Below are 13321 nucleotides of genomic sequence, written 5' to 3'. Positions count from 1 at the left end.
CTTGCGCGCCTCGTCCATTCACTTTCGAGGCTCAGGAGCCTTTCATGAAGATCCTTTTCATCAATCCAACCTTCTTCGATGGCGACGCCTTCAAGAACCGCTACGCCGACTATGTGAACTGGATCCGGGGCGGCAATCTCTACGTCGCGCCGTTCGAGCCGCCGCTCGGCCTTGCGTACCTCACGGCCTATGTGAAGCGGCTCGGCCATGACGTGACGCTGCTCGACATGCAGGCGCTCATGATGGACTCGGAAGAACTGGCTCGACGCCTCAAGTCCGAAAAGCCCGACGTAATTGGCATCACCGCAATGACGCCGACGCTACCGGCGGCGCTCCGCGCGGCGGACATTGCCCGCGCGCAGGTGCCCGCCTCGACCATCGTGCTCGGCGGCGTGCATCCGACGCTCGACCCCGAGACCGTCATCGCCCACCCGTCGGTCGATTTCGTCATTCGCGGCGAGGGCGAGGAGGCCTTCTCGCAGCTTCTGCGCGCGCTTCAGAGCGGCGGCGAAGGTCTGGGCCAGGTCCAGGGCCTGTGCTTTCGCACGGGGGGCGGCATCCACATTTCAGAGAAGGCGCAGCTTGCCGAGAACCTCGACAGCATCCCCGGTGCGGATTACGGCGCGTTCCCCGTCGAGCGCTACATCGAGCACAATTCGCTGCTCCGCACCGTGCGCGGCATCTCGATGATCGTCTCGCGCGGCTGCCCCTATAATTGCAGCTTCTGCGCCGTGCAGCAGACCATGGGCCGCAAGTGGCGCTTCAAATCGCCCGCGAAGGTGGTGGACGAGGTGATCCGCCTTCGCGACGACCACGGCATCGAAGGCGTGTGGTTCAAGGACAGCATCTTCAACCTCAAGCCCGCATGGACGAAGGAATTCTGCCGACTGATGATCGAGCGGAAGGCGGGCATCGAGTGGCAGGCGCTGACGCGCATCAACCTGCTCGATGAAGACGAACTCATCATGATGAAGGCGGCGGGTCTTACGCAGATCGACCTCGGCATCGAATCGGGCTCGCCGAAAAGCCTCGTGCGGCTCAACAAGAAGATCACCGTGGATCAGATCAAGGAGAAGGTCGCACTCGCGAAGCGGCACCTACGCGTGTTCGGCTTCTTCATGATCGGCATTCCGGGTGAGGATGAGGACGATGTCCGCCAGACGTTCGATCTTGCGAAGTCGCTCGAACTGGACCGCTGGAGCTGGAGCATCTATTCGCCGCTGCCCGGCTCACCGCTTTACGACGAACTGATCGCGGAGGGGCGGATCAAGCCGTTCGCTCTCGAACACACCCGCGTGCATTTCACCGAAGCTTATGACGGCATCTGCGCGATCCCGCCCGCTCGGCTGAAGGAGCTGTATGGCGAGATCAACGAGCATTTTGCGACGCGCCGTCTGGCGGCGGCATAACGCGTGACCGACAGTGCCGCGCAATTAATTGCGCGGCACTAAAAAGTTGGAAATCGCGATACGCTGGTCCTTCATATCCCGACGAAAGTAGAAGATTACCCCATCGGGGGCGGTACTCCTGGAAAATATTGGCAAATACTAAAACGTCCTTTTGGTTGTCATTGAAGAGCCGCGCGATTGGTGCCAAGCTGACGCCACAATCAATCCTATCGATCTATCAGAGGTCGCAAGAGAAAATTGCGGTTATCCCAAGCAATTGGGTGCGACGATTCACGTCAACTCTTCATAATTCCGACGACAAAGAGACGCCACCATGGCCGATACGCCCGTCAATACTGCGCTCAGCGATGTTGCCGCAAGGCAACTTGCCAATGCTACCAAGACATCACCTCAACTAGCCCGCATCACGCCGCGCTGGCTTGTTCATTGCCTGCAATGGGTGCCCGTGGAAGCTGGTATCTATCGGCGCAACCGAGTGAAGGATTCGAGCGCCGTAGCGGTCGACTGCTCGCAGCGCGACGAACGCATCCTGCCGCAGACCTTCGTCGATTACGAAGAACATCCGCGCGAATACTTTCTGAGCGCCGTCAATACAGTGCTTGAAGTTCACACGCGCGTCTCGGATCTCTACAGTGTTCCGCATAACCAGATCGCCGAACAGCTTCGCCTCACGATTGAAATCGTGAAGGAGCGGCAGGAAAGCGAACTCATCAATAATCAGGAATACGGCCTGCTCGCCAACGCGATCCCGTCTCAGCGTCTCAGCACCCGCACGGGCGCGCCGACGCCGGACGATCTCGACCAACTCATCACCAAGGTCTGGAAAGAGCCGGGCTTCTTCCTCGCTCACCCGCTCGCCATCGCCGCTTTCGGCCGCGAATGCACGCGTCGCGGCGTGCCGCCGGCGACCATTACCATGTTCGGCTCGCCGTTCCTAACGTGGCGCGGCATTCCGATCATCCCGAGCGACAAGCTGCCCATCGAAGGCAACAAGTCGAAGATCATCCTCCTCCGCACGGGCGAATCGCGCCAGGGCGTCGTCGGCCTCTATCAGCCGGGCCTTCCCGGCGAGCAGAGCATGGGCCTGTCGGTCCGCTTCATGGGCATCAATCCGAAAGCCATCGCGCAGTATCTCATCTCGCTTTACTGCTCGCTCTCGGTTCTGACCGACGATGCAATCGCGGTCCTCGATGACGTTGAGGTGGACAAGTATCATGCCTATTCTGACACCTACCATGGCTGATGCACCCGGCTCCGAAGCGGCACCGTTGGCCGGCATCGGAAGCGGCATCGCGGAAGCGCTGGGCGGCTTGCCGCCTCCGGCGGGTTGGCCGAGCGCAGACACGCTGACGCGGCTCGCGAACGAAATGTTCGCGACACCGCCCGGCGGAAGCCTGCCGTCCTTGGTCGCACCGCTCGCCAGCGCGAGCCCCGCCCCCAGCGAAGCAACCCATTTGGCGGACGTCCCGCTCGCGGGTGCTCCAGGGCGCAGCTCTAGCTTCAGTCCGCAGGCGCACGGCGCGCCACTGTCCGACCCGCTCAACCCTGCGTCCTCGCCCTCTGCGGCTCCCCTGCCCGGCGAGGCCCATGCGAAAGCGGCCGCGAGTCCGCACGTCCCACAGGCGACGGTTCCACAGCCGACATCCTCGGTCCCGCCGTATTTCGGTGGCGCGCATGGTCTTCCGCTGTCGGGGCCTTCCGCTCCGGGGCAGATCACCGGCGGACCGGGCCATGCCGAAACGGCGTCAAAACCGGCTTCGACCTATCCCGTCCTTGAGGAAATCGCTCGCGGTTTCCCCGACATCCCCGGCCTCACGGGCGTAACTTCGCCCGGAAAGCCTGCCGGTCAGGTTCCCGCCTCCCGCACGGCGTCAAACAATGCGCCGAACAACGGGCGGCCCGGCTCGCAGTTCTACTTCCTGGACGAGAGCAACCTGTCGCACACGACCAATGCGAAGGGCGGCCCAGTCTCGCAGGGTCCGCAGACCGGTTACGATGTGCTGGCCGTGCGCCGTGACTTCCCCATCCTGCACCAGCAGGTGAACGGGCGGCCGCTCGTATGGCTCGATAACGCCGCCACGACGCAGAAGCCGCAGGCCGTCATCGATCGCCTCGTGCATTACTACGCACGGGAAAACTCGAACGTGCATCGCGGGGCGCATGAACTCGCCGCGCGCTCGACCGATGCCTACGAGCACGCGCGCCAGAAGGTGGCGGGCTTCATCGGCGCAAACTCGCCCGAGGAAATCATCTTCGTGCGCGGCGCAACCGAAGGCATCAACCTCGTGGCTAAAAGCTGGGGCCGCCAGAACATCGGCGAGGGCGATGAGATCATCGTCACATGGCTTGAGCATCACGCCAACATCGTGCCATGGCAGCAATTGTGCACGGAGACGGGCGCGAAGCTGAAGGTCGTGCCGGTCGACGATCACGGGCAAGTGCTCCTAGATGCCTATGAGAAACTGCTCGGGTCGCGCACCAAGCTCGTCGCCTTCACGCAGGTATCGAACGCGCTCGGCACGGTCACGCCCGCCAAGACGATGATCGACATGGCGCATCGCTATGGCGCTCGCGTGCTGCTCGACGGCGCGCAGTCCGTCTCGCATATGCCCGTCAACGTGCGTGCGCTTGATGTGGACTGGTTCGTGCTGTCGGGCCACAAAGTGTTCGCACCGATGGGCATCGGCGTGGTCTACGGCAAGAAAGACCTGCTCGACGCGACGCAGCCCTGGCAGGGCGGCGGCAACATGATCAAGGACGTGACCTTCGAGCGGACGGAATACCACTCCGCGCCGACACGGTTCGAGGCGGGCACAGGCAGCATCGCGGACGCGGTGGGGCTCGGCGCTGCCATCGACTACCTGAGCGGCATCGGCATGGACGCCATCGCCGCGCACGAGCACAATTTGATCGCCTACGCCACGAAGGTTCTGCCGGACGTTCCGGGGCTTCGCATCATAGGCACCGCGCCGGAGAAGGCGGGCGTCGTTTCCTTCGTCCTCGCCGGACAGAAAAGCGAGGCCGTGGGCGCGGCGCTGAACCAGCACGGGATCGCGGTGCGCTCAGGACATCACTGCGCGCAGCCGATCCTTCGCCGCTTCGGCCTTGAAGCAACGGTTCGTCCGTCCTTCGCGCTCTACAATACCTTCAGCGATATCGACGCGCTCGTCACCGCGCTGAAGCGCATCCAGTCCGGGCAAAATTCTTTCGTAGGGTAAATCCGATCCCGGTGGAAATACCTGCCTCGGCAGAACGAAACTGATGAAAACCGGAGCCCACAAGCTCCGGTTTTTTGCGTTCGCTACGTTGCCGGCGTTTCAAGCCCCGGCAAAAAAGAAAGACGTTCTCAGCCCATCGCTCGAGGCGAGAGAGCGGTGACGTGTCCACATGCGCTCGCAAAACGCAGTAGCTCCCCGCAAGAGCGCGCGGCAAAAATATCCTACGCGGCGAGTCATAATGATGACTATCTCAGTAAAATATACCAACATTGTTTTTGACATGCCCGTCCGTTTTTCCTCATTATCGGCCCCTCATCATTCCGTGGGTCAACTTGGGGATTTTCATGCGCTTATCGCTCCGCAAGGCGTTTCTCGCTTCCGCCTTCGCGCTGACGTCCGTTTTTGCGGCTGGCACAGCTGACGCGCAGGACAAGACCGTGCGCGTCGGCTTTCAGAAATACGGCAAGCTCATTCTTCTGAAGAGCAAAGGCACGCTCGAAAAGAAGCTCGGCGATCTCGGATACAAGGTCACGTGGACCGAGTTTCCGGCGGGACCGCAGCTTCTCGAAGCGCTGAACGTGGGCGCGATCGACGTCACCAACACGGGCGAAGCGCCGCCGATCTTCGCGCAGGCTGCCGGCGCGCCGCTCCTCTACATCGCGCATGAGCCGCCAGCCGAGCGCGGCGAGGCCATTCTCGTTCCGAAGGACAGCCCGCTCAAATCGGTCGCCGAACTGAAAGGCAAGAAGGTTGCGCTGAACAAGGGCTCGAACGTGCATTACCTGCTCGTGAAGGCGCTTGAAAAGGCCGGTGTGGCCTATTCGGACATCACGCCCGTGTTCCTCACGCCCGCCGACGCGCGCGCCGCCTTCGAAAAGGGCGCGGTCGACGCATGGGTGATCTGGGATCCGTTCCAGGCGGCCGCCGAAGTCACGCTTGGAGCGCGGCAACTGGCTGACGGCAAGGGCATTGTCGACAACTATCAGTTCTACTTCGCGTCGAAGAAGCTCGCGGCTGAACATCCCGACGCGGTCAAGGCCGTGATCGAGGAATTGCGCAGCGTTGACGCCTGGGTCAAGGCCGATCCGAAAGCGGCGGCGGCGCAACTGAGCGCGTCCACGGGCGTTCCCGCTCCGATCCTTGAACTCGCGCTTGACCGTCAGGGTTACGGCATCGTGCCAATCAGCGACGACGTGGTGAGGGCACAGCAGAATATCGCCGACACCTTCCTCGCGCTGGGCCTTCTGCCGAAGCCGATCACCGTGTCCGAGGCCGTCTGGAAGGTGGGCTCGTGAGCGGGCGCAGCTTCCGTCCGCTGCTTCCCCTCGCACATTGACATCAACACTGTGCAGTGAACCTGAAACCCAGTCCCTACGGGGAGATCGCGGGAAGCGGCGTTGCCGCGCAGCCGGGAAAGCGAGCCAGCCAGTGAATATTCACGCGGATAGGGAAACCATCGAAAAAGGCGCGACGGCAACGGTGTCGCGCGCTTCCGGAACCGCGTCGTCTTCGACTGCGAAGAGGCGCGGGCCGACATTCGTCTCGCGCCTCGGTGCAGCGCTGGCTCCCTGGGCGCTTCCCATTCTCCTTATCGCGATATGGGAAGCAGGGTGCCGCGCAGGCTTCATACCCGCGCGCGTCCTGCCCGCGCCAAGCGACGTTGCAATCGCCTTCTGGGCGACAGCAAAGACCGGCGCGCTGTTCCATCATGCGGCGATCAGCACGGAGCGCGCGCTCGGGGGCCTTCTCGTCGGTGGCTCGATCGGTTTCTTCCTCGGCGTGCTGAACGGCCTTTCGAAAAGCGCCGAGACGTTGCTCGATTCGCTCCTGCAGATGATCCGCAATGTGCCACACCTCGCGATCATCCCGCTCGTGATCCTGTGGTTCGGCATCGGCGAGGAGGCGAAGCTGTTCCTCGTGGCCATCGGCGTATTCTTCCCGATCTATCTCAACACGTTCCACGGCATCCGCACCGTCGACAAGGGCCTGATCGAAATGGCACGCGTCTACGGCCTGTCGCAGTTCGCGCTGTTCCGGCGCGTGATCTTGCCGGGCGCGCTGCCGTCCGTGCTGGTCGGGCTTCGCTATGCGCTCGGCATCATGTGGCTGACGCTCATCGTGGCGGAGACCATCGCTTCATCGGAGGGCATCGGCTACATGACCATGAACGCCCGCGAATTTCTTCAGACCGATGTCGTGCTCCTCGGCATCATCATCTACGCGGTGCTCGGCAAACTGGCCGACTCGCTGACGCGCGCGCTCGAACAGCGGGCCCTCGCGTGGCATCCATCCTATCAAAAGGTGATCGCATGACCCTTGCCGAAGGCGCGTTCGGTCGTCTCGCAAACAGCCGGTCCGTCTCCGAACGGACGGTCATTGCTTCCGAAAAGGAAAGCGGCGCGTCCGCAGCGGCCAACGCGCGCGTGGCGCCGGGGGGGGAGGGGCTGTCGCTCGCCTTCCGCGCGGTCCGCAAGTCGTTCGGCGACCGGCAGGTTCTGAAGGATATCGATCTCGAAATCCCGGCCGGGCAGTTCGTCGCCATCGTCGGTCGCTCGGGCGGCGGCAAGACCACACTCATGCGCCTCATCACCGGCCTCGACGCGCCGACGTCGGGCGAGGTCGTCATTGATGGCAAGCCGACGAGCGGGCTTCAGAAAAGCGTGCGCCTCCTGTTTCAGGATGCGCGGCTTCTGCCGTGGGAAACCGTGATCGGAAATGTCGGCATAAGCCGCGAGCAGGGCTGGCGTGAAGATGCCGCCGACGCGCTCGCCGATGTCGGCCTTTCGGGGCGCGAGAAGGACTGGCCCGCTGTGCTTTCAGGCGGGCAGCGACAGCGCGTGTCGCTCGCCCGCGCGCTCGTATCGAGGCCCGGCATCCTGCTGCTGGACGAGCCGTTCGGTGCACTCGACGCGCTGACGCGCGCGGAGATGCATCAACTGACCGAGCGCATCTGGCAGGAGCACGGCTTCACCACCTTGCTTATCACGCACGACGTCGCCGAGGCGGCCACGTTGGCCGACCGCGTTCTGGTTCTGCGCGACGGGCACATCGCGCTCGACCTCGAAATCGACCTCCCGCGCCCGAGGCGCAGCTACGATCCGGCGGTCGCTTCTATCGGAGCGAAAATCCTCAGGGAGGTGTGAGCCCGCGTCGCGCCTGTCAGGCCGCGACCGATGCTCGCGTCGTGTCGACGCGACGTCTGGTCGATTTCAACCCCGCGAATTGGGCGAGTGTGCGATTGTCCAGCACGACGGAAAAGATGTTTGCCAACATTCCGCCGCGCCGCAACCGAAAGGGACGGTTCGTCTTTTCCGGCTGGCTGTACCGGCAACGCCACATCGTCGAACGGTTCTTCAACAAGATCAAACAGCTCCGCGGCATCGCCACCCGCTACGACAAGGATCCCGCCAACTTCCTCACCGCCGTCAAACTCATCGCGACGCGCCTTTGGTGCACACAATTATGAGTCCACGGTTTAGATCTTAACAAAAGCCGGCGTCCGATCTTGCGGACGGCGCCCTTAGGAAGTGTGGCACTTGGGGTTTCGAAGGTAGGCGATCATGGCGAGCCGAATCTGGATCGCGCTCGTGCAAGTCAGCAAGCAACAACCAGTCATATTTTCTGGCTGCGGTCATCACCCTTGATTGACAGAAGCGCCCTCGAAACCTCTTTCCCGTTGGCCGAAATTTTCAGTTCGATTGTGAGTTCATCACCGGCTTCGACGTTAAGGGATGTGGAAGAAAGAGCCCTATCTTCGTTGGGAGAAAGGTCGAAACCCCCGGCCTGTTTCGTGGTCGAAACATTTCCGCCATTCGTGCGGCGAATGTTGAGCGTGAAGGCCGCGCCATTAACAGGGATCGGAGACAAGACACGGCCAGTGATTTCAAGGAGATTGCGGCCGGGCACGGGCTTGAGTTCGATCCACCCGTAGGCCGATTGGGAGTGAGCAACGCTTGTCGTCATGAGTGTAGCAAGCGACGCAAAAAGAAACCCGCGCGCTGCATTAATTCGCGCTCGACGATGCGGTGCCTTTGTACGATCCACGGAAGCCTCCCAAGCCTTTTACACCGATTTTCGAATGTCACCGCCGGCCCCGAAAGTGATTACGAGGGCCGCGTTTCCCGCTGTTCAGATAAGTAATCGGTGGCACACCTTTAACCACGGGAATGTCGTATCGCTTGAGCAGACGTTCGGTTTCGGGCGTTGGCTCGTTGACAAGTGCTTCCGCGAGATCGCCATCCCCCCGCCGCCTGAGCCGCCGGTCGAGTTGATCCACACTCGCAGCTCCCGGGCTGAAACGTGAACGAACCTTGCTCTTACGATCTGCGAGCGCGTGACGCTCAACGCCCCAATAAGCGACCGAAGCGCCAACAATGGATGTGCGCCGCTCGTGCTTATATGCGTTGGCCCCGCCGGGAAGAAGCGTGGAGAATACCAGCGCAGCCGCAAACAGCGATCCGATACATTTCGACATCGCGGGACACATCTTCACAACCATCGGTCACCTTGAGAGCATAAATCGTCAAAATAGCGCACTTCGCGCGGCGAACCGGACAACTGGCTTCATGTCATCAGTGCTGAAATACGGTCGCGCTGTTGCCGTAGCCGGCCTGAAACACCGATGCGCTGTTGTTAGCTGGGCTGACGCCTTGAAGAACGAGCGCTTTGTTGCACGCGCCCCATTGGCCGACTGACGCAATATTCCATTGCCAGCCTTCGGCGTGCTGGCCGATGACGGCTACGTTAGGCCCGGATTGCACGATGCTTGCTACATCGACACCGCCGTTTCGGCTTGCCTGCCAGATGCCCGCAAACTGCGAACATGCGCCGCTGCAGGCGCGTGCCGGTGCGACGCCAGGCGTTGGCTCCAAATGGGAACCGAGCCAATAGCGCCGCCGAAAGTTCTTGAGATATGCGACCGGTGGAACGCCGTCGAGCACGGGAAAGGCAACCTCATCAAGCGTCTGCGTCGTTGCCGCATCGGGCGCGAGAATAAGCGAGTCCGAGAAATCCGCGCGCGGCGGTAGCTTCAGCTTGCGGCGGCAGAATGCCGTGGGCAGTGCATCCGGCTTGCAGACGTTGCGGAAATACCAGTCCGCGAACGTGACGCCATCGGAGACGCGCCTCGCCCGCGCGCGGATCTGCCCGGTGTGAACGTCATTCGCGCTCGCCACGTTACGCCGGGTGCCGCCAAAATAGACCGACTGCTCCGCTCGGAGCGTTGTGCGCTGTTCCGGCCAATAGACCGCCGACGCATCCTTCGGCTCGGCCGGAGCCTCGACCGCGCCGCACACCATAGTGAGCGCGATTAACGCACGCCCGCCCAAAATACCCATGTGCTCAATCCTTCGCGGAAGAGCGCTCTCACGCCCGAATGCTCTTATCTGGCCGTCGTGATCGTTATTGCGGTGCCGGGGATACCAGCGCCGAACTGCACCACGCCGATGCTGCTGTTGGCGGACTGATTGATGTTTACCCCGAGGTTGGTTCCGACTTGCGCCACGGCGGCCGTAGCGTTGCCCGGCTGGCTCAACGTGGTGGAGTTGCCGTCCCCTACCTGACCGACTGCTGCATTGTTGCCACCGCCGGTCTGGGTGAGTGTCACGCCGTTGCTGCTACCGGCCTGCCCGATCGAAGCCACGTTGGCGCTCCGCCCGAGGATCGCCTGCTGCTCGACGCTGGCTGTGTTGGATGTGCCGCGCTGCCCGATGACGGAAACGTTTCCCGGCCCCTGCGGAACTGCGGCGACTACGGTTGTCGCTCCGAGGATCGCATCATATTCGTCGGCGAGAAGGGGAGAGGCCGACGACAGCAGAAGCGCCGCCGCGACAACCCCGCGAAGCCGAAGCCTCTGTTGCATGGTAGCATCTGGTGTCATTGTTCTCTCCTGATCCAGCTGTAAGCTGCGATGTCAGTTGTTTGAACTTCGGTATAGAGCCCGCGCGCTCCGACCGATGCGCGATGCGAGGGCGCCACTCGCGTAATCGGCCGCCGAATCGGTTGCGAGCGCGACGGAAAGGAGGAGGCTCCGAGAAGCCTCCTCCTGCCGGATTAGTGCTGGTTGATGCTGACCGTGTTGTACGAGCCGCCCTTTTGCGTTACCCACGAGGTGTTGGGCTGGGAGCCGGACTGCTGAACCGCCGCGTAATTGTCGGTGCCGCCCCACTGCTGGACCTCCGAGTGGTTCACCCCACCCAGAGTGCTATCCTGGGACACGTAAACGCCACTGTAGTTGCTGCTCTGGTCCACGTCAGATTTATTTTCGGCAACGCCCTTCTGCGTGACATTAACGCCGCCGTTAACCCAACCATAGCCGGTGACATATTTGTTTGTTGTGGTGTTGCTGTTCGCGCCACTCTGTTTGATCGTTGAGTTGTCGTTTTTGCCGTTTTGAGAAACCGTGGCTTGGTTATTCCAATTCGACTGATTAATGACTGACTTCTGCCTTTCGTCATTCAGTCCGTTATGAGCATCCTGCTTGACTTCCGCTTTTTGCCACTGCCCCGCCTGGTTTATTCTCGAGTCCAGATCGGAGCCATACGCGAGGCCAATCTGCGTTACAGTAGCAGATGAGTTGGAAGCGTTCTGAATGATCCCGGAATAGTTGGACGTGCCCCCGCCAGCCGTCTGATCGGTAACGACCGTGTTGCTTGAACCGATCTGATCAACGTCAGAAACGTTGCCAGCAAAAGCCGCACCGGCCGACATCGCCAGAACCGAAACGGAAATCAAAAGTACTTTTTTCATGTCATTTCTCCAAAGTTACATATCAAAGGGCCATCGCCCCACCGTGCGCCGCGCGGCCCAATTGCCGCCTCGGCCCCTCCCCTGCGATGCAGCGCTTACGCCCCGCATATCCACCCCTTTCGGGACGGAATTCCTTGCCCCTAGCGCGGGGCGATCGGTGCCTCGTCTTCGAGCGTCCGCGGCCGTATGACGAACGGCGCCGGAGGCAACAGCGGCTGACCAGCGCCTTGCGTTGCGGGCGCTTGCAGAGCCGCCCATTGCACCGGTTTCGCCTGGCTTGCCGTGGCAGCTGCGGATCGCACCTGCGCGGTCGCCGGTTTCGGCGCGGATGCGGGCTTGATCCCAGCTTTCGGCGCGCCATTGGCCGCGACCGCTGTCTTCGCGGCACCGCCATTGCCGCTCGAAGCGCTCTGCGGCACGCCCGCGTTCGCCTGCGCCGTCTGGAGATAGTTCAGCTCGTAATCCTGAATGATCCGGCTCTGAAAAGTCTTGTCCTGGAACGACCAAAGGCCACGCGCCGAGCCCTCCACGATGAATGTGAGCACGGCCTTCTCGATGGCCTGCTCGACGGCGAGCGAGCCGGGTTCGTTCATCGTCAACCCGCCTTCCGCCTCAAACAGGCGGTTGTAGGTGACGAAACGGAAAGCGCTGCCCTGCACGCCATAGGAGAGGATCGTCTTGTTTGCGACGACGGAGAGCAAGACCTGCCCGGTCTTGACGCTCGTGGCGCGAAGATAGACCGTGACCGTATCCTCGCTGTATTTGACGTCCCCGCCGATACCGAAATACTTCGCGCCGGCGCCCCCGGTCTTGGTGTTGCTGTCGTAGCCGATGATGCCGCCATCGATGAGAACGCCTGCGAAGAGCAAAGGCGGAAGCGCGGCCGGATCGACGACCTGCTCGCCGAGATAGCGCTGGCGCATGTCCGCGATGATGCGCCGCTCCTTCAGAAGATTATCGAGGCGCTCGCGTTCGACCACGGTGAACCAGCGACCGTTGCCCGCGTCTTGCAAGGCCTTCATAAGGATGGATGTGGCGCCCTGCGTTACCGCGCGTGAAAGCGACTGCACGTTCGCGCCTTCGGCCACCGGCTTGAACTGGCCTGTCTGATCGCCATAGCCATAGACCGCGACGGCAACTGGAGCTTTCGGCGGCGGCAACTCACGAAGCTTGGAATTCGTGGAGTTGATCGGGTTGACGGTTGGCGGAAGTAGACCGGTGTTCGGTGCTGCGACTGTCTCGCCGATCTGATCCTTCAGATATGAGTAATCCGCACAGCCGCCCGCGGAGAGCGCGATAGAAGCCGAAGCCAACAATGAAAGCGCGATGCGCATGAAATACCTCTTCAATCCGTATACGGATAAAAAATGCCTAACCTCAACCTGTCCCGGCGCGTCCGTGCCGCTAGTTGGACGTGGTGACGATCGGCACCGTTATTTTTGTCACCTGGCCAGTGCTGGCGTCGGTCATCGTGATGACCTTGCCTGTCGATGCGATGGCCCAGGTCACCGTCAGATTGTCGAGGACGATAGTGCCGCCCGTGGTCGCTCCGGTAACCGCCTGAGCGACCGAGCTTGCAAGGCTCGCATAAAGCTGTGATTGCAGCATCTGGAGGAACTGCTGCGACGCGCTTGTCGTCGACGAGGCCGTTTTGGATGTCGGAGCGTTCGGCTTCTGAGCTGATGCTTCAGACAGAAGTGTGGAGCCATTCAAGGGGCTGCCGCCGAACGAAGGATTGACTGGCGTATAACCAAGCTCCGCAGCACTGGCTGTGCCAGCAAAAAATACGCAAAGAATAAGAGAATGAATTTTCATCAGGGTGCCCACCCAATTCGCGAAATCAACGCGTTGCCCACCTACATGTCTAGACAATAATGAGGCGGTTCGGCTCCGCCCGTTTGGGTTGATTAAAATTTATGATTCAATAAAATGGGCGGTTGTTGCTAA

The 13321-nt window shown here is 61.5% G+C and carries 13 protein-coding genes and 1 pseudogene; 7 read left to right on the top strand and 7 right to left on the bottom strand.

Translation table 11 applies throughout. The features are described 5' to 3' along the window. Positions 1 to 44 precede the first annotated feature (44 nt). The 7 genes and pseudogenes from RVAN_RS10440 to RVAN_RS20210 form a co-directional block, all read left to right on the top strand. A complete protein-coding gene (locus tag RVAN_RS10440) occupies positions 45 to 1409 on the top strand; it encodes a B12-binding domain-containing radical SAM protein (RefSeq protein WP_013419688.1) in 1365 nt (454 codons plus the stop codon). A gap of 313 nt (positions 1410 to 1722) precedes the next feature. Further along, positions 1723 to 2652, top strand: a complete 930-nt coding sequence (locus RVAN_RS10435; protein WP_013419687.1) for a family 2A encapsulin nanocompartment shell protein — start codon at positions 1723 to 1725, stop codon at positions 2650 to 2652. Next, the gene (locus tag RVAN_RS10430) at positions 2624 to 4627 is read left to right on the top strand and encodes a family 2A encapsulin nanocompartment cargo protein cysteine desulfurase (RefSeq protein ID WP_013419686.1); all 2004 of its coding nucleotides are present in this window, start codon (positions 2624 to 2626) and stop codon (positions 4625 to 4627) included. The genes RVAN_RS10435 and RVAN_RS10430 overlap by 29 nt, the downstream gene beginning before the upstream one ends. Before the next feature lie 344 nt (positions 4628 to 4971). Next, positions 4972 to 5922 (top strand): sulfonate ABC transporter substrate-binding protein, encoded by a 951-nt coding sequence (locus RVAN_RS10425; RefSeq protein WP_013419685.1) that lies wholly within the window; start codon positions 4972 to 4974, stop codon positions 5920 to 5922. 133 nt (positions 5923 to 6055) lie between these two features. Beyond that, a complete protein-coding gene (gene ssuC / locus RVAN_RS10420) occupies positions 6056 to 6940 on the top strand; it encodes an aliphatic sulfonate ABC transporter permease SsuC (protein ID WP_013419684.1) in 885 nt (294 codons plus the stop codon). Beyond that, complete coding sequence (locus RVAN_RS10415; RefSeq protein WP_013419683.1) at positions 6937 to 7770, top strand: ATP-binding cassette domain-containing protein; 834 nt, start codon at positions 6937 to 6939, stop codon at positions 7768 to 7770. The genes ssuC and RVAN_RS10415 overlap by 4 nt, the downstream gene beginning before the upstream one ends. A gap of 113 nt (positions 7771 to 7883) precedes the next feature. Beyond that, a pseudogene (locus RVAN_RS20210) lies at positions 7884 to 8093 on the top strand (IS5/IS1182 family transposase); the annotation flags it as partial. A 146-nt stretch (positions 8094 to 8239) separates the two neighbouring features. On the opposite strand, the gene csgH reads toward RVAN_RS20210, so the two are convergent. From csgH to RVAN_RS10375, 7 genes are all read right to left on the bottom strand, one after another. After that, a complete protein-coding gene (csgH, locus tag RVAN_RS10405) occupies positions 8240 to 8671 on the bottom strand; it encodes a curli-like amyloid fiber formation chaperone CsgH (RefSeq protein WP_013419681.1) in 432 nt (143 codons plus the stop codon). A 37-nt stretch (positions 8672 to 8708) separates the two neighbouring features. Then, a complete protein-coding gene (locus RVAN_RS20205) occupies positions 8709 to 9125 on the bottom strand; it encodes a hypothetical protein (protein ID WP_013419680.1) in 417 nt (138 codons plus the stop codon). 73 nt (positions 9126 to 9198) lie between these two features. After that, positions 9199 to 9963 carry a hypothetical protein gene (locus RVAN_RS10395; RefSeq protein ID WP_013419679.1) on the bottom strand — a complete coding sequence of 255 codons (765 nt, stop codon included), beginning with the start codon at positions 9961 to 9963 and terminating at the stop codon, positions 9199 to 9201. Between the two features lie 44 nt (positions 9964 to 10007). Then, positions 10008 to 10487, bottom strand: coding sequence for a hypothetical protein (locus tag RVAN_RS19015; protein WP_169309537.1), 480 nt, complete (start codon positions 10485 to 10487; stop codon positions 10008 to 10010). Positions 10488 to 10678: 191 nt separating this feature from the next. Then, a complete protein-coding gene (locus RVAN_RS10385) occupies positions 10679 to 11374 on the bottom strand; it encodes a hypothetical protein (protein ID WP_013419677.1) in 696 nt (231 codons plus the stop codon). Positions 11375 to 11514: 140 nt separating this feature from the next. Further along, on the bottom strand, positions 11515 to 12708 hold the full coding sequence (locus RVAN_RS19010) for a CsgG/HfaB family protein (RefSeq protein WP_013419676.1): 1194 nt from the start codon (positions 12706 to 12708) through the stop codon (positions 11515 to 11517). A 70-nt stretch (positions 12709 to 12778) separates the two neighbouring features. Then, positions 12779 to 13189 carry a curli assembly protein CsgF gene (locus RVAN_RS10375; RefSeq protein ID WP_013419675.1) on the bottom strand — a complete coding sequence of 137 codons (411 nt, stop codon included), beginning with the start codon at positions 13187 to 13189 and terminating at the stop codon, positions 12779 to 12781. Positions 13190 to 13321 lie beyond the last annotated feature (132 nt).

Source organism: Rhodomicrobium vannielii ATCC 17100 (assembly GCF_000166055.1).
In the GTDB taxonomy this organism is placed as follows: Bacteria; Pseudomonadota; Alphaproteobacteria; order Rhizobiales; family Rhodomicrobiaceae; genus Rhodomicrobium; species Rhodomicrobium vannielii.
The sequence above is the reverse complement of the archived record's forward strand: the minus strand, read 5'-3'. Positions and strand labels throughout refer to the sequence as shown.